Source organism: Chryseobacterium salivictor, assembly GCF_004359195.1.
GTDB classification, from domain to species: domain Bacteria; phylum Bacteroidota; class Bacteroidia; order Flavobacteriales; family Weeksellaceae; genus Kaistella; species Kaistella salivictor.
On record NZ_CP037954.1, the window covers coordinates 2934753 to 2952035 of the forward strand.

General features: G+C 30.5%; 12 protein-coding genes. 1 reads left to right on the top strand and 11 read right to left on the bottom strand.

The genetic code is table 11. The features are described 5' to 3' along the window. Nucleotides 1-362 precede the first annotated feature (362 nt). From NBC122_RS13345 to NBC122_RS13385, 9 genes are all read right to left on the bottom strand, one after another. Nucleotides 363-944, bottom strand: a complete 582-nt coding sequence (locus NBC122_RS13345; RefSeq protein WP_133440846.1) for a hypothetical protein — start codon at nt 942-944, stop codon at nt 363-365. Then, nucleotides 928-7632 (bottom strand): RHS repeat-associated core domain-containing protein, encoded by a 6705-nt coding sequence (locus NBC122_RS13350; protein WP_133440847.1) that lies wholly within the window; start codon nt 7630-7632, stop codon nt 928-930. The genes NBC122_RS13345 and NBC122_RS13350 overlap by 17 nt, the downstream gene beginning before the upstream one ends. A 7-nt stretch (nt 7633-7639) precedes the next feature. After that, on the bottom strand, nt 7640-8821 hold the full coding sequence (locus tag NBC122_RS13355; protein ID WP_133440848.1) for a lamin tail domain-containing protein: 1182 nt from the start codon (nt 8819-8821) through the stop codon (nt 7640-7642). Continuing rightward, nucleotides 8818-10155, bottom strand: a complete 1338-nt coding sequence (locus tag NBC122_RS13360) for a tetratricopeptide repeat protein (protein WP_133440849.1) — start codon at nt 10153-10155, stop codon at nt 8818-8820. The genes NBC122_RS13355 and NBC122_RS13360 overlap by 4 nt, the downstream gene beginning before the upstream one ends. 372 nt (nt 10156-10527) lie before the next feature. After that, nucleotides 10528-11355: a GLPGLI family protein gene (locus NBC122_RS13365; protein WP_133440850.1), complete on the bottom strand. Its 828-nt coding sequence runs from the start codon at nt 11353-11355 to the stop codon at nt 10528-10530. 171 nt (nt 11356-11526) lie between these two features. After that, entirely contained in the window at nt 11527-12438 is a 912-nt protein-coding gene (locus NBC122_RS13370) for an HTTM domain-containing protein (RefSeq protein ID WP_133440851.1), read from the bottom strand. Next, on the bottom strand, nt 12404-12991 hold the full coding sequence (locus tag NBC122_RS13375) for a hypothetical protein (RefSeq protein ID WP_133440852.1): 588 nt from the start codon (nt 12989-12991) through the stop codon (nt 12404-12406). The genes NBC122_RS13370 and NBC122_RS13375 overlap by 35 nt, the downstream gene beginning before the upstream one ends. A 168-nt stretch (nt 12992-13159) precedes the next feature. Next, complete coding sequence (locus NBC122_RS13380; protein ID WP_133440853.1) at nt 13160-13399, bottom strand: hypothetical protein; 240 nt, start codon at nt 13397-13399, stop codon at nt 13160-13162. 191 nt (nt 13400-13590) lie between these two features. Continuing rightward, nucleotides 13591-13821 (bottom strand): hypothetical protein, encoded by a 231-nt coding sequence (locus NBC122_RS13385; RefSeq protein ID WP_133440854.1) that lies wholly within the window; start codon nt 13819-13821, stop codon nt 13591-13593. Nucleotides 13822-14098: 277 nt separating this feature from the next. Here NBC122_RS13385 and NBC122_RS13390 point away from each other — a divergent pair, with 277 nt between their 5' ends. Continuing rightward, entirely contained in the window at nt 14099-15814 is a 1716-nt protein-coding gene (locus NBC122_RS13390; protein ID WP_133440855.1) for a helix-turn-helix domain-containing protein, read from the top strand. Nucleotides 15815-15958: 144 nt separating this feature from the next. Here NBC122_RS13390 and NBC122_RS13395 read toward each other — a convergent pair whose 3' ends face one another. Continuing rightward, nucleotides 15959-16519: an integrase core domain-containing protein gene (locus tag NBC122_RS13395; RefSeq protein ID WP_133440856.1), complete on the bottom strand. Its 561-nt coding sequence runs from the start codon at nt 16517-16519 to the stop codon at nt 15959-15961. 44 nt (nt 16520-16563) lie between these two features. Next, nucleotides 16564-17247, bottom strand: a complete 684-nt coding sequence (locus tag NBC122_RS13400; protein WP_133440857.1) for a hypothetical protein — start codon at nt 17245-17247, stop codon at nt 16564-16566. Nucleotides 17248-17283: the final 36 nt, after the last annotated feature.

A 17283-nucleotide genomic window follows, 5' to 3' on the forward strand; every position in this document is an offset into this window, starting at 1 on the left:
CAGGACTCAAAAATTTTCTTAGAATAGGATCATAAAGACGGGCATTCATATTAATCAGTCCCACTTTCCAAAGATGTTCGTTTCCTCCAACTCAACTTAAAACCCTGTAAATTATAGATTTACAGGGTTTTGTATCTTACGATGCTAATTTATGTGCTATTAAGATGTTTTTAAAACAAATGTGTTTTTTTTGAAATACGAGAAAGTTTACGCTCAAAATCATAATTTTAACTTTACTATTTTTCAAATTGCTTTCAAAAAAGTTTACTCTAAAAATATTTTTTAAATAGCATCGTTATATCTTATTAACTAAACGCATCTGGGTATATCGCAGTATCCTCCATCTTTTTAAACAATTTTGTTTAAGCAGTCAATAACATTTCTATTTTATAAAATTCCCAGTTATCTCCATTCTTTTTAAAAAAGTAAATTTCAGTTTTCCCACCATATCTTCCTTCTTTAAAATTATTCTCTTGCACGATAATAAACGCCTTACCCTTTTTATTATCAATAAAAAAATTAGAAAAAATCACTTCTACATATTCTTTTTCTTTGATATTTCCTTCACTGTCCTCTATTTTTATATTATTCCTACTATAGAATTCATCTAGGTCAAAAGATGTATAATTAGTTTTTTCATTAATATCAAATCCCTCTTTGTTTATAAAATTAAATAAATCTTTCTTGCAATTTTCCACCAAATTTAAACCTTTCATTTCTTCTATCGATTCACAATGTTCTACGATAAAATCTTTGCCACCCACCTTTCTCCTTATAAATATTTTTTCATTTTTCAGAGAAACATTATATAGATTAGAAATAAACAAATTAGCATTATCATTAATTATATTTTTTCCAATCTTCTGTTGGTCATGTAAATTATTACATCCTATAGATAGACATAATAAAACACATATTTTTAAAATTTTAATATTTCCAGCCATATTTATATGATAAATTAATTGTCTCCTTATTTTCACCTAATAGCATTCCAAAAGTTCTTTTTTCCCAATATTCTCCATAGTCTTCACCATTTGGACGTTTATATGTAATATTATTTGATGACCTTCCCCAATGAACAAATTCATGCAGAACAATTACTGCTAATAAAAATGAAGTACCCTGTATATATTTTTGAGTTTGTAGAGTTTCAAACCTTTCCACTAAGTCAAGGTTAATCCAAGTTTTACTAAGGTGACCTGTCAATCCATATTCTTTCATTCTTGCTAGGGCAATAACTTGTCCTTCTGGACTCTTAATATCTAAAAGTTCTAATACTCGCGTTTCAGTAAGCCCCGTATCTTCTGCTATGGTAGTTAAAACTGTGCAATTTGCTTTTAATAATTCAGGTAGCATTTCTAAAACTTTATATAACTTTGGATGATTTTGTTTAAAACCTTGAATATTCGCTTGACGACTTTCCTTTTGTATAAATTCTGTGGCTAAATGTGCTACGTGATTCAAGCCACTTGTAATTAAACCCTGTCTAAACCCATCAATAAATTTACCCCCTGCAATTGTTGAAGAAATACCCCCACTAAATCCTCCTGCTGCAATCATAGTTGCTTTCATATAGTTTTGCCCAAATCCATTATAAACATTTTTGCCTGAAATTTTAGATTCTGAAAACTTAATTCCTAAAGCACTCACTCCGCTAGAAATTAAAGAAGAAACTAAACCACTAAGCATGGCGGCGCCACCATTTCCACCATCTAAAGAAGCCATTATACCGCTGGAGAAAGAGTGCATCCCTGCTTCAAAAAGAGCCTTCCCGAAAGTTAAAAGTTCACCAAAAGAAGAAGTTGCCATACTCCCTATTCCAAAACTTATAGCCCCACTAATCGCTCCCATAAATCCGGCTTTACCTATACCATACCAAAATGGAATGCCCGAGATCATATTAGCTATTCCTTTTGCGAAAATTCCAACTGCTGCGCCAATTATTATTGCCAATCCTATGGAAATGGGTTCGTTTCCATCTATATCGATATAAAGTAGGGGATTATTCATTCCGTATCCATACCGGTCATAGGATTGGGTGTTGAACGGATCTGGAACTAAATTATCTGCGCTTAGAAATTTCCTAAGAATGGGGTCATAAAGGCGGGCATTCATATTAATCAGCCCAGCTTTCCAAAGATGTTCATGTCCTGTGTAACCTCGGTCTATGAAAAAATTATTGTTGGCTAATTGTTGCACATCTGTAATTAATGTTCCTGCTGCATTTACCAATCCTTTCAGATTCCCCCAAGCATCAAAGAACCGCTTTTCTACCACAACACCATCTGTGGCTTTGGTAATGGCAAGAATACTGCCTAAATTATCACGATGTAGAAAATAATTTTCTTTTTCGGAAAGAGTAGTTCCGTTTAAAACTTCTTTTTTAATATAATTGGCTGAGTAGGGATCACCTGTAATGTAGGTGACTATTTCCGTTTTGTTACCTGTTTTGGTAATCTCTACAGCAAAATCTGAAGAATAGTACCGCATTTTACCCGTAATCGAGGAAGTCATTGCTGATCTTGTCTTCAGGATGCTGTATTCAAAAGATAAATCTTCTTTTCCTGCAAGGGTAATTTGCAACGGACTTTTAAAGGCGTTATAAGATGCGGAAGCAAATCCTCTTTGTGCATCTACATTTTGACCATTAGCGTTAAAGGCAATATTTTGTAGTTTATAATCGGAACTATTATAATTATATTTTCCTAATTCAGAATTAGAGGTAATTCTACCTCTTTTATCGTAGGTGTATTCGTTTGTAAGAACACTATTTACGGTTTCAGTAAGCAAACGATTAAGGGTGTCGTAGGTGAAGTCTTCTTTTTTGTTGAAGGTATTATTTCTACGCCAATTGAGTACGCCTTTGTTTACATTATAATTATAATCAATATCTAAGGCAACCGTTCCATTGGTGGTATTTTGATGCTTGATATTGAACAAGGTAAAATCACTCGGATTGTATTGATTGCTTATCGAATACCCATTACCATATTCCATTTGCATGGTTTGTCCCTGCGCATTAACGTCAGATACATGCCAAACCATTCTTCCAGCATCTACATCATTTTGCTGGATGAGAATTCCATTGGTATCATAAATATTTTTAATATTTGAAATACTGGTGTAAGAAGGATTAAGTAGTTTAGTAGAAATAGAAACTACATCTGCCTTTCCGAAAGTATCAAAGGTGGTAGAAGATTCATAAGTAAATTCTGGTGTGACTTCTTTTTTACCTTTTATGCGGTAATAATTATCGTATATTGTGGTATAGGTAAATGTTTCCCCATTGCTGGTCCCTGTAATTGTTTCCGGAAGTTTTGTGATAGGATTGTAAGTGAAAGTTTTATAAATATTAGTATTTTCAGCTGCAGTAATTCCTGTGGTCGTTTCTGTTTCGGGTCTCCCTAAAGAATCATAAGTATATACTGTAGTTCCTTTGGGGTTAATCTCTATTGTAATTCTACCTATTGCATCATACTCATAGTCGAAAGTTCCTGCAGATGGATCTACAATTTTCTTTTTATTTCCCCACCCATCAATTTCAAAGGTCGTTTTTATGCCTTCATAATTAGTTTCTTTTAAAGCTCCATTTGGGTAATAACTGTAATTGATCACGCCACCATGATCTTGGTGTCTGATGGTGTTTCCCATCGCATCAAGCGTTTTAGAAGTTTTTTTGAAACCATCATCTACGGTAACTTTCATGCCTTCATAACAAGTGGTAATTACTTTGTTTGTGAAAGAGGTGTTTTTTATCGGACGGTTAAGTTCATCATATTCTACGGAGTTCCATTTTGGAGTTTCGCCCTCGAAATGAGTTTCACTGGCTTTAATTTTTTTACCAAAAATATCATATTCGGTTTTGGAAACAAGCCATTTTCCGTTGATGGATTGCGTTTTAGATTGTATTTCACGGTCGAATTTATCGAAAGTAACAATACTTTCTGTTCCGCCCTCTCTTTTTTTAGAAAGGTTATAAATACCCCCTGTGGGAAGATTAGTCGTATTTTTTGAAATTGTGGTTATCTTGCCAAGATAATCTGTAATAGAAGTAATATTACCCCAAGAATCATAAGAATAATAAGTTTTAAGATTTCCTATTGGAGCTGTTGTATCTAATGTTCTACCTAAAGCATTAATATTTGCATTTGCAATTAAACCGTCTGGCGTAGTGGTTTTGTTTACATATCGTTTTGTACTCTCATATTCGTAAGTAGTTGTCTGAGGAGTTATTCCTAAAGTGGATATGGTTTGACCAGTAAGGTTTCCTGTAGATGAATCATAGGTATAATTGGTAACAACCGGAGGGGCATTGGCTTGATTTCCAAATTTTCTGGTTTCTGAGGTTGTGCCAGTAACTAAATCATAATCGTTTTCTTCTCTTGTGCCAAACGAATCTTGCCCTTTATAAGTTGTATCTTCATAAGCAGAAATTTTTCCATAGAAATAATGATCTCCATTAGAAAATTCATTTTTATAGGTGTATTTCGATACTGAAGATGCGATGCCATCATAATCGATGTAAGCAGTTTTTAATTTTAAATCATCATTTTCATCATATTGATATTTTTTACTGATGGTGATTTTCTTTAAAAAGTCTTTAGATATTTCATCGGTTGAGAGTACTAAATATTGATGATTACCCCTGTCAAATCTTTGGTTTGTAATTTTGTTTTCTGTGAAAAATTTGTTTATCCCGCCATAAGTAGAAACTATTACAGCATTATCCATTAAAGGATCTTTGGTTTGTATATTCCAAAAAACTGCTTTCGCGGGATTTTTATTGATATATTTTCCATTTTTCACTTCCGATTCGTAAGCATCACTCGAAAAAGTTTTTTGGAATCCCATAAATCCTTTGCCTTCCAAATGTTGTAGTCCATTTTCATATCGATATTCTTTAGTAAGTATCTTTCCGTCAAATAAAGTATGGATTTTATTCACCAAATAAAGGGAAGAATTGGTATTGTGAACATAATAAGGGTATTTGAAAGATTGGGTTTGATAAGAATAAGTCATCTCATCAGTACCAGTAGTAGGTATCATATTTCTATAATCAACCCTTTGTAAAACCGTGGAGCCATTATCTACTTCCTGTATTTGTTTTTCTAAAAAACTGCTATTATCAATTGCAATAGTGGTGCGTAAACCAGTAAGGGGGTCAAAAATATAAGCTCCTGATTTTGATACATTTAGAAAATCAAACTCTGTAGCTGAAAGGATTAAGGATAATGGGGAAATCTTTGTATTCTCTACAGAATAGGTCGTAAGTTGTTGAAAAGTTCCGCCTTGTAAGTTTTTATTTTCATAAAAATTTATGCGGTTAGTAATTGAAGAAACAAATGTAACAATTGGATTAAAGATTTCTCCTGTATATTTATACAAAGTATTGCTCAGATTATTAACTGGGATATTAGAAAGAAGACCATTTGCATTATATTTTGCAGATCCTATCTTATTTAAAGTAATAATATCAGATCGACCATCATTATTAAAATCAGTAACTATAATATTGTGAGTAGAGTATCTTGTGTATTCGTACTCGTCTGGTTTTCCATTCCAAAATTTTTGCCAAAACGTAGATTTTTTTATATAGTTAGATTGTGAAGGTTTTAAGTAAGCAATTTTTTGATTTGTGTAGTTTTCTTGATTTTGAATAAATCCTTTTCCAGTACTAATGTTTTTCCACCAGAGTAAGGATTCGGTTTCCATTTGATGATAAATTCCACCCATTTTTATTCCGGAGTTATCGTCTTCAGGAATCTCATATACTTTCTGCGGAGTCAAAAAATCTGTGAGCCCATCTCCATTGAAGTCTCCAAAAAAAATTGGGGTGCTGGATCCAAAATTAGAAAGAACGTTGTCAGAGAGCACATTGTCAAGCTTATTATTTACAAAATCTATTTTGAAAATCGAATAGTTTGCGGGACTTCTATTTACTGTAAATAATTCAGGAAGTCCATCGCCATCAAATTCAATAGGGTATATTTCTTTATTATAAAAATTTGACGATGTGTCTAAAACTATTGGATTAACTTCTATTTCAGCTCCAGCATTTTGTTTGCCTAATTCTACTAAATATACCTTGTTTCCTCTGTTTAAATTTTGTGGTTCTATAATGAGAAAATCAATAAGACCATCATTATTAAAATCACCCTGAATATATTCTCTTCTTGTTTCGTCTCTGAAATAGTCCGTCACATAAGTTCCATATCCATAAGGATCATAGGGGTCATCGGGTACATAATTTTGCACTTCCGTCAATCCACCTTTTACAGGCACAGTCACCTTTCTCGACTGTCCTGTGATTATATTTTTTATTTCAAAAACAACATTATCCTTTAATAAAAAGTTAATAGAATTATTCGGATTAGTTAAATCCTCTGTTCCAACAGCAATAGAATGTTCGTTTATTGCAATTAGTTGGTCATTTTCTGTAATCTGGTTGTTTAAATCAAGTACTTTCCCTGAAAAAAGCTGTGTAGCGGAATCATTTGTTGTTATAGAAACAGAACTACCATTATTAGTTAAATTATAACTACCGTCTGATTTTCTTGTTTGATAGATCGGTTGCATTTTTTCTGTCGAATTTGAAAACTTCCCCACCGTTACGCTTCCTAATCCTTTAATATAACCACCAAGGCCATTAAAAGCACTTGTAGAGACTTTAACAGTTCCTTGATTCAATACATTATAATTAAAGTTAAGTGGTTTTAAACTCTCGCCACTTTCATTTTTAACAGTTAGTGATATTAAACGCTCAATGCTATTGTCCTCAACAAAATCATAGGTTAAATTATATTTACGAAACAATGATAAATATGATGAACCTGAATTTATTTCCGATAAAACTTTTGAATTGGTATAAGCGACTCCATTTCTATAGATTTGAATATTTTTCTTGCGCGTTGTATATATAAAATCAATATAAAACTTATCATTTGCTACGCTCGTTCCACCATAAGATATTTTTGTAATGTTTGGCACATTGCTTTCAATTTCATAGGTATAATGAATTTCATTATTAAAAGAATCAATAAATATAGAAATATAGTTTTGTCCACTGATTAACTCTTTGTATTTAGCAATTCTACCATCTGTATATTGTACAATAAATGAAAACTCTCCAGATGCTGGCTTTGTAATTTTTATCTTCGAGAATTTTTCTGTTATAAAGTCAGATGCGTTATTTTTGATAAGTCTTTGGCCATCTAAATAAAATGGGTCTGTATCATCAAATTGAGAACCTATAGTAATGCCGTCAATATTTTTAGTTTTCCCTCCTCTTGTAATGGTTGAAAGACCTACAATATTCCAGCCCCATCCTGCTTGTCCATTACCGCTTTGACTATTATATGCCAATGATATATTTGGTTGAAAATTATTTATTCCTTTCAATATTTCAATCGGCAATGCATAGGTTAATGCTCCTGACTCGCTAACATTCATTTCTGCATTAACAGTTGGCACTAAGATATTATCGATAGGGGAATTTGCAATAGGACGTTTACTTGCAGGACTGTTTTCTGCATAACCTGAGGTGCTATAATTCAAAGGGATTTCTATCGTTTCTTGGGAAAGAAACAATGAAGAATTAACCAAAAAACAAAGAAATAGCAGCTTGTGTTTCATAAGAATATTACCATTTTAAAATGTTTTTAGAAACAACTTGCCCTGTATTCAATACAAAATTAGCTACGAATGTGCCAGGTAATTGTGATTGTAAATTAAAGGTAGTAGTATTAACTCCAGTAGTGGGATTATAATTATACACACTCATTCCTGCGGAACTATAAACCTGCAAATTGTATATTTTATTAAGTGCCACCCCTGACCAACTAATAGTCACATTATATTGATTAGATGCAGTGGTTGGATTGGGAAAAATAACAATATCGTTACTTATGATTGATAACTCATCTGGTGTATAGCCCGAAGCGGTATTTGTGCCCGTATTTGGAGCGCAATTATAAGCGGATGTTTCATTCCCAACACTGTCATAATTAAAACACTTACCAATATTAGTATAATTGCCCGCAGGTGTTTGTTCTACTTTCCCAATACTAATTGCACAAATTTTTTCTACTAATTCCTTAACATTCTCACTCCAATCTAAAAATGAATAGTATTGTTGGTAATCTTCTTTGACAATATTTTCATAATTTTCAATAGCAGGCTTATATGTAGCATCCAAAGGATTTGGATTATCTGTGTAATTATTGTAAAGATGGGGATTATCTTGGTATTGAGGATAATTGGGATGATATTGTATAGATTTAGTATCGTAAAAATTTGAAGGATACTTCCAAATATCACGTACGAAATTACTCCTTTCCGGCTGTGGAAAATGCCAACCTATACTACTCTTCTTGAGCATAATATTCTCCTGAATCTTGTATCCTAAAGTTATTATTTCCCTCTTATTCCTTAAAATAATTTTATTCTGGAGCATTATTTGATCTCCTTTACCGACGGTAGTGGCGAAATATTCTGTAAATGGAGTTGTATTATTTGGTAATGTACTATAAGCAACTACCATAAACTGTCCAGATTTAATTAATTTATCCGGAAACCAAAAAACACCTAGTAAATCTTTTAGATACCAATTTTTTAAACTGATATCTTTATCGCTATAATTATAAATTTCTACGAATTCTCCTCTATGATGTTTGTTCGCCTCTACAAAACCTTCATTAGCGTTACCAAAAAGTAATTTTTCATTATATGGAGTATCATAATAAACTTCTGTAATCACAATTTGGGCTGAAAATTTATTAAAAGTTGCAAAGACTACTACGAAAAAAATAAACTTCAGTCTCATAGGCTAGCTATTTTTTTTTGTAAATTTTGAATATGTATAGGATTCTCATATGATCGTTCCATATTCATTAATGCTAATGAATTTTTGATTTCATCATTATTCCCTATAAAAGATCTTGGATTTACTGCAATATTGATAACATTATTTTTATCATAATTATTTCCTGTCTTTTTATAATACTTTGCCACAATAATATTCATTCTATCTATATAATGACTTGCAGAAATCCCCATCATTTCTCCACATTGATTTATAATGTTTTCTTTCGCTTGTGATAAATTATTTTTTAATAATTCTATTTTTATTTTTCTAGTCGCAATTTCAAATTGTTGATTAGGATCATCAGCTTTTTCTGTCATGAATTGTAAAAGGATATCCATTACTGACGATGGGCTCTGATTTTGAACTTCTGCCTTCCTAAAATAAGCATCAAATAAAGATATTGCAGACCAAAAAGTGGTTTTTGAAGTATGATTTTTTATTTCAAATGTTAGTAATCTTTCATATTCATTGAGTTGTTTAGCTAAATCTCTAAACTGTTTGATAAAATAAGGGTCTATAGCATTATTTGTAGTTAAGAAAATTTCCGAAGCATTGAATGCTTCAGAATATCTTTTTTCAGACCTTAAAGCTTTTATGTTTACTCGTGCCATTTCCCTGATATGTTGCGCTCTATCATCTGAAACTGGTTTTGCTTCTAACTCAGTAAGCATTAAAGTTGTTTTTTGCGCACTTAATCCATCAAATCTTCGTTTATGTTTTTTTCTTTGCTCTTTACGGTAAAGTTTTAATGATATGTTATTATGTGGGTTTGTATTATCTACATTCAATTGAATATATTTTTCAAGTTTTTCAAGTTGTTTTTGTAAATTTTTTTTCTCAGGATAGGTTTCTATTATTTCTTCATACTTACCCTTTACATATGTTAACATCCTTCCGGAAATATTAATCTTGTTCAAAACTTTCCTATTACCTAGTGCTGCTTTAAAGTATTCATTGTAAAGACTTCGTTTTATTCTAAGATTATTGGGTAAATGAATTAAGGCTTGCTGATATAACTGGATAACTTCATATTCTTTATTTTTTTTGCTCAAAAGAATTTTACGTATACCATTATAAGCTCTTACTTCCGTTGGATCAATAACAAGTACTTCCTGATAGGTGGTTTGTGCTAATTTGAGTTTTCCTTGCTTACGATATTTCCTTGCATTTTTCAATAAAGTTAAGGTCTCAGGATTTGATTGTAAAGTTGTATTAGAAAAAAGAAAACAAGGAATAAGTGTAGATACAATACTTAATGATCCTAACAAAAGAAATCTTTTACGTGTAATCATACATTTGTTTTTAAATAAAAAGGGGAAGATCGGATTCAGCCGGTATCATTGCACTATAAAAGTTTTAAATATAATATTCAACTTCCCCTTACAGAACAAATATATAAATATTTTATGAAATACTAATAAAAAGTTAAAAAAAAATTAAATTATGTTAAATTTGGATGATGTTACGAAAGCATAGTCACTTTAATTGCTAAATTATTGATAATTTGAAATAATTCTTGAATATATGACTTAAATAATATATGAAATCTCTATGAATTAAAAAAGTACAAAGTTTATTTTATTATCGCACAAATCTTCCTTTTTGTAACAGTTTTTCAACAGTTCACAAAGTTCTATTTAGTCAGCACTTAACAAGATTATTTTTTATTTTTCTGGATAATGGATAGCTTTATCTATTTCGATAGGATTGTTATTTTCCCTAATATATCGTTGCCTTGATTCAGTCAATTCTTTAAATTGACTGATGTCTTTTACATCAACACCATTAATGCTAAAAGTCATATTAGGATTTTTCTTGAATTCATCACGAGTTTCGTGATATGGATCTTTATATTCGTTCATCAACAGCTTATCTATATTTTCCTGGGTTGTTTTTATTGGTTTTTGACCATAAAAACTTTCAATGAACGGAGTTTTATATGTAGAATTCAATTTAAGACTTTTCATTAAGGTGAAATCAAAATTATTTTTGTCATCATATATTTGAAAAATCATTCCGGGCAAACCACGAAATTTATATGGTCCTTCAGAAATATTTATTTCTTTACAAAACCAAGCTGTCCATTTTCTTCCGCCAAAAGTTGTTGTTGCTTTCTGCAAAGTATAGTTCTCAAATTTCTTGGTTTCTTTTTCGAGATTCCAATTTATTTTGTCTTCAGTGTTGTAAACAAATACATCATTGATTAAAGTGTAATTGCTATTTGTATTAGAATTTTTCACTCGAACAACAACAGGAGTAGAAGTATCCCAAAGTTGGCTATTTTGTCCTTTTGTAATATTAGTTGAGTCAATTGTAACGTAATGATAATTATAAAATTTGACATTTTCAGGATTTATATCCAGAGTCATATTTTCTTTTTTAAACTCAGTTTGCTTGGGGTTTTGCTTAAATTTAAATTCATAAATGAAGCGATGAGTCTGGGAATTGGCTAACCCAAAAATTACGGTAAAAATCAAAATAAATATTTTCATATTAAATTTATTAAATAGTAGTTGGTTGACATTATTGTAAAAAGTATATGTTAGGAGCAAAAAATTAAACCTTTCTATTAAATTTTAACGATGTGTTGAGGTTGAACTTTTTCGACATAATAAACTTACAAAAGATATATTAAAAATTAAAAAGGATAAAAAAATTATCTTTTATGCTATTTGATTCTGACGATTATTTTCTAATCTTTTCTCTTTTACCAAACTTAATTCTCCAAAAGCCGTAATATTCCAAACAATCATTATTATTGAAAATGCATATAACTGCATCGTCAATCCAATAAACAAGTGCATTAATATCATTGCTAATAAAATAATTTTTCTTGTTTTTTTTAAATTAACTAAAATTGGATAAGATAATTCAAATATTACAGTTAAAATACCACCAGCAATGTAGATAATAGGTATAGGATAAAAATTACTATCAAGTGATACTAAAGCATTCCAAACAGATTTACCATTCCACCAACCAGAATCTAATGCTTTTGCTAAGCCCGAAAAAAAATAAGCTATAGAAAGATGTATTTGTAATACAGACTGATAATTAAAAAATATCTCAACATTCTTCTTTTTAAAAATCGAATTATCACACGAATAGTATTTTCCAACGGGAAAAATAAAACAATAAAATAATGACATAGTCATAAATTGATCATAACCATAATTAAATTGAGCAAAACTCTTATAGATAATTAGTTGTAAGATTATTGCAAAAAATGCAGAAAAGCGAGTAAAAAATCCAATTACTAAAAATAATAAAGAAGCAAGATAAGCACATAAAATAAATTGATAAAAAAAATCAAATAAACCATTTTCTTTAAGAAATAAACTTATTGGATGCAGATATTTAAAAACACCCGTTTCCATATACATCAACTCTTGCGGAATCATAGTATTAGATGAGGAAAATAACAAAGTCAAATCGCCTTTCAATGACAATATTTCAATTATAGCTATTAAACCTATCATTATTCTAAAAAAAAGTAAAAAAGAAACTTCTGAATATTCTCGCTTAAAGTAACCAAATATTCTATTTTGCGTGGTATAAATTGCTTTGTAAAGCATATAATTTTAATTTTTTATTGACATCTTTATAATAATCTGGAACTATAGTTAGAAGTTCTACTCTATATGAGTTACAATTTGGAATTAAATAGGCCTTTTTCTTTCCCAACCATTTCATAGATTTTGTTATATATTGTCTCCTAAATTTAACTAAATCGGATAAACTATCTTCTTTTATTAATTTTTCTGTATCTGCTATGTAATTTGCCATATACGAAGAATACCCACCTAATCGTTGAATTCCATTTGTGCTATTTAGTCCAAAAAATCTATCAGTTAGAATAAGTTTATTATGATTATCATAATAACTAATTTTAAAATATTTCTTAGATGAAGTTTTTATGCCATAAAAACCATATCCAGTATTGATGCCAGTTAGAATATAGTACCATTCACTTTTTTTATTTTGTGTGAAAAATCTCGGTAAATTAGGTTTTGATTTATAATGATAACTCCAATAATTATCTATTGTAGTATTTGCTCCTTGAAAAAAAATTAATAACAAGTGTACTATAAAAAACAAGGTTAATAAAAACTGCTTTGATTTTTCCATATTATTTAACTTTTATTTTTATTAAAAAATTTCTATTTTATTTCTTTGCAAATAGCGATTGTATGTATTATTAAAAAGTTTTATTATATCTCAATTCATAAAATTCATAAATTAAAAATTGGGAATAAAAATGTCCTTCTTTCCAAAAGGACATTCTTTTTTTAATAACTACAAAGCTTTAAGAGCAGTATCTTGAGATTTTCCTGCTGTCGATGTCTCAGTCCATCTTGTATCACATTTACTAAATGTCTGATTTGTTTGAAACCTAGCATCACAAGCTCCTCCTTCTGGAATCTTCAATGTGGTAACTTCTGTCTTGTTAATAGTGTTATTCTTCTCAGCAGGAGCAAAAGAAAACACAACAAAAGTAGCTGCTATTGCTACTGTAGAAAAAATTGTTCTTTTCATAATAATTTATTTTATTGTTGCTCCATTTGGTCTTGAGCGTTAAAGCGACCTTATACTATGTTTTATTGTGTTCGCATAATCTCACTATTTTATTTTTTTTCTTTGAGTAATAAAAAAACTCGCAATTCGTAGCTACTGAATATTTTTGATTTATAAGTTTTGTTATGACAATATAAATTTTGAAGAATTTGTTATGGTTTAGTTTTCCAATGCTGTCCGGTTACAGGAGGGTCTTTTGTGTCATTTTCATCTGAGGATACAGTTGTAGAATCTTTTTTATTGGCGTTCTCTTTTGTTATTCTCGTTAACGTGTTTTTATTATCTACTGAGAGTGAAGTTTCTTCCATTTCATCACAAGTTCTACAAGAAGTTATACACAAGCCGGTAAGCACTGCAAGGGTGCAAATTATTTTTAGTTTCATTTTAATGTTTTTTTCTAAAAATTCCGGCCGGGAATTATCTGTTAATTTTGCTACTAAACTACATGGTAAAACGATATGCTGAAAAAGTAGTGGGTCCGATTTTTAAAATCATTACGTAACGATTTTAAAAATTGTTACATCATTTGGCTTCAACTACATTATTATCAGATATTTATATTTTTATTGTAAAATGGAAAAAAAGCTGTTTTGCATGTTTTTTGAAGTGAAAAAGATGTATTTTTAGACCTCAATTTTTTAATATTATCCACTAAATACAATGGCTAAAAGAATTTTACTATCATTATTTTTATTTGCTATCACTTTATTGAAATCTCAGGACATCTATTCTGAGTTTCGGAAGAAATATTGGGAGTATGAAGAGAATGATGAGAAGGCATTTGTCTATCTTAATCTATCTATTTCTTCTGCGAAGAAAGAAAAAAATTATGCGGAGCTTTCTCAGGCTTATAAAGATGCGGTACGGTTTTCTCAAAATAACAAATTGCAATATGCAGACAGTACGATCATCGCAGCAAAATTATCTAAAAGCAATAGCCTAATTGGCAATGCCTATACAGGAAAAGGGATTGTTTATTATTTTAATTACAGAAAATTCCAGCCCGCATTAAATGAATATCTTAAGGCTGATGAATATCTTGAAAATGCTGATGACCCATTTTTGAGGTATCAGAATCTTTACCATATAGGAGTGGTAAAAAGTTATTTAGGTTACCATAAAGAATCTTTGGAAATTTTTAAAGAATGTATTGCATATTTTGAGTCCAATACAAAAGCCAATATACATCCTAATCTTATAAAAAATAATCGAAAGGGTTATCTGAACTCTTTGCACCAAACCATTATTTGCTACCAGCATCTTGGGAATTATAAGGAAGCCGAAAAGCTTATAGATGAGGGATTTAAAAGGATACCGAAAGAGGCTTTTTTTGATTTAGAGAGAAGTTATTTTTACAAAAGTAAGGGAATAACTGAATTTAAAGATAAATCTTATCAAAAGGCAATAAATAACTTTGAATCGGCAATACCGGAATTGTTGAAAATTAACGATTTTACCTGGTCATCTGTTGTCTATTTTTATAGAGGAATGAGCTATGCAAAATTAGGAAACACTGAAAAAGCCCTTACAGATTACAAAAGAGTTGATTCTATTTTTAATAAGCATCATTTTATTTTACCAGAAATTCGTAAAAATTACGAAGAATTAATAGATTATTATAAAGACAATAAAAATGCTAAGAACGAATTATTCTATACGAAGCAACTTTTGAAAGCTGACAGCATTATCGCCAATGATTTTAAATATCTTTCAACCCGCATTCACAAAGATTATGACACAAAGACCTTATTAAAATCTAGAAATAATCTGGAAAAAACAAGTTCTGTAAGAAAATACCTGCTCATAGCGAGTTCTTTAATTATTATTCTTTTAGGAGGCGTTGTTTTATATTGGTTCCGTAGAAAAAAGGATCTTCAGAATAAGTATGATAAATTGCTTCTTAAAATGAAAAATACCGATTCGGAAAAAGAAAATGAATCTCTAGAAGAAGTTTTTGCGAAGAATTCTAAACTGGATGTAAAACTCATTCAGAATCTTAAAAAAGGTTTTTCAGAATTTGAGAAATCCAAAGGTTTTCTTGAAAAAAGCATCACTGCCGGGAAACTGGCAACCCAGCTTGATACTAATGCAACTTATCTTTCTCTTTTTGTTAAAGAATTTAAAGGAAATAATTTCAATACGTATATCAATAAATTGAGGGTTGAATATGCAATAGACAAAATTTATAATGAGAAAGACTGGCGAAAGTATTCTGTAGAAGATATAGCTAGTGCCTGCGGATTTAGCAACCGCCAGAATTTTTCAAATTTTTTCTTCGAACAGTACGGAATTCGCCCAACGGATTTTTTAAAGCAAAGAAAAAAAGAATTGGAAGACGGAAATATTTCAAGTGTTATATCTTCACTTGAATCTTAATCAATATTAACGTTTTAGCTAGGAAATATTTTTATCCAAGAACCAATTCGTGATAAATATTCTCCAATCTTTATTACTTCACGGGTTTTAAATAATTATAAATCGAACTTTTTTTATCAAAAACATCTTGTAGGCTCCCACTCTTTAGGCACAATCAAAAGTAGAGTTTTTTGTTAATATTTTATTGTTGTCGTTGTTAAAATTTTGTTGGAATGTGGGAAACTCATTTGCATTATTTTGATTGAGTTTTCCATATTTCAACAAAAAATCCCTTGGGGTGAGGTATTGCAAAGCACTGTGAGGTAGTTCGTTATTATACATCCACATCCATATTTCTGCATAATTTCTCATTTGTTTTACGTTTTCAAAGATATAAACATTTAAAAATTCCGTTCGGAATGTTCTGTTAAATCTTTCAATCAAAGAGTTTTGTGTGGGTTTTCCAGCTTGTATGAAACCCAGTTCAATATTGTTTTTATTGCAATAATCTTTCATCTTTTCTGCAATAAACTCTGGCCCGTTATCCACCCTTATTTTTTCTGGTTTTCCACGCCATTCAATTAATTGCGCCAATTGAGAAATCACTTTTGCTGAGGGCAAACTGGTGTCAATCGTGATATTCAAAATCTCTCTGTTAAAATCATCAATGATATTAAGGGTTCGAATTCTTTTACCATTTTCCAAACTGTCATGCATAAAATCCATGCTCCAAGTTCTATTTTCATTTTTTCAGAAAAAAATCTAATGTATTATTCACTTTTTCTGCTTTTCACGAAATGGTTAAACTCAAAAATTTCTTTCGCTTCATCGTCCCATTTTTTTCTCGGCATTAATTGAAGCGTAACAAAAACGTCATTCTTTTTATTGTAGGAATCAAGCCTTTCAAGCCTTCCACGATAATCTTTTTCTGTGTGTTTATAAAGAGAATACGGTAAAATGGTATCGGTTTCATAAATATAAAAGCGCGTGTAACTCCACGGTGAATTCACTTCAAATCTTTTGTATTTTTTGTCAAACAAAACCGTGTCGGTTAAGTTTCTTCGGTTTTTATAATTCGGAATCAAGTCTTTTGAAAAAAGTGCACCTTCTTTCTTTTTTTCTAACAAAAGAGGTTTTTGATTTTTAGAAATTTCTGAAAGAACGATTCCCTTACTATTTTCTACTCCAAGTTCGTAACATAAAGAATCCTTGATGTAATAAATGTTCTTGGTGATTTCAGGGAAAGTAAGGTTGGGAACTAATTCCACAAGCGTATCTCCAGAATAATTCAACTTTGATAAATGAAAATTCTTCATTTTGTCCAGACCCATAGATGCATCAAAATAAACGTTGGAGATGACGTCGATTCCTCCCTTTTCGGATTTGATTTCTTTGTTGCACGAACTGATTACAAAAAGGAAACACAGATTGGATAGTAATAATAATTTTTTCATAAAATTAGAGTTTAAAAAAGCGGAAAATCATCATTA

Bases quoted from the DNA above. Each gene is read 5' to 3' on its own strand.
- NBC122_RS13350 (WP_133440847.1), bottom strand. From the start codon at position 7,632: ATGAAACACAAGCTGCTATTTCTTTGTTTTTTGGTTAATTCTTCATTG.
- NBC122_RS13385 (WP_133440854.1), bottom strand. From the start codon at position 13,821: ATGAAACTAAAAATAATTTGCACCCTTGCAGTGCTTACCGGCTTGTGT.
- NBC122_RS13395 (WP_133440856.1), bottom strand. From the start codon at position 16,519: ATGGATTTTATGCATGACAGTTTGGAAAATGGTAAAAGAATTCGAACC.
- NBC122_RS13380 (WP_133440853.1), bottom strand. From the start codon at position 13,399: ATGAAAAGAACAATTTTTTCTACAGTAGCAATAGCAGCTACTTTTGTT.
- NBC122_RS13365 (WP_133440850.1), bottom strand. From the start codon at position 11,355: ATGAAAATATTTATTTTGATTTTTACCGTAATTTTTGGGTTAGCCAAT.
- NBC122_RS13375 (WP_133440852.1), bottom strand. From the start codon at position 12,991: ATGGAAAAATCAAAGCAGTTTTTATTAACCTTGTTTTTTATAGTACAC.
- NBC122_RS13360 (WP_133440849.1), bottom strand. From the start codon at position 10,155: ATGATTACACGTAAAAGATTTCTTTTGTTAGGATCATTAAGTATTGTA.
- NBC122_RS13390 (WP_133440855.1), top strand. From the start codon at position 14,099: ATGGCTAAAAGAATTTTACTATCATTATTTTTATTTGCTATCACTTTA.
- NBC122_RS13370 (WP_133440851.1), bottom strand. From the start codon at position 12,438: ATGCTTTACAAAGCAATTTATACCACGCAAAATAGAATATTTGGTTAC.
- NBC122_RS13345 (WP_133440846.1), bottom strand. From the start codon at position 944: ATGGCTGGAAATATTAAAATTTTAAAAATATGTGTTTTATTATGTCTA.
- NBC122_RS13355 (WP_133440848.1), bottom strand. From the start codon at position 8,821: ATGAGACTGAAGTTTATTTTTTTCGTAGTAGTCTTTGCAACTTTTAAT.
- NBC122_RS13400 (WP_133440857.1), bottom strand. From the start codon at position 17,247: ATGAAAAAATTATTATTACTATCCAATCTGTGTTTCCTTTTTGTAATC.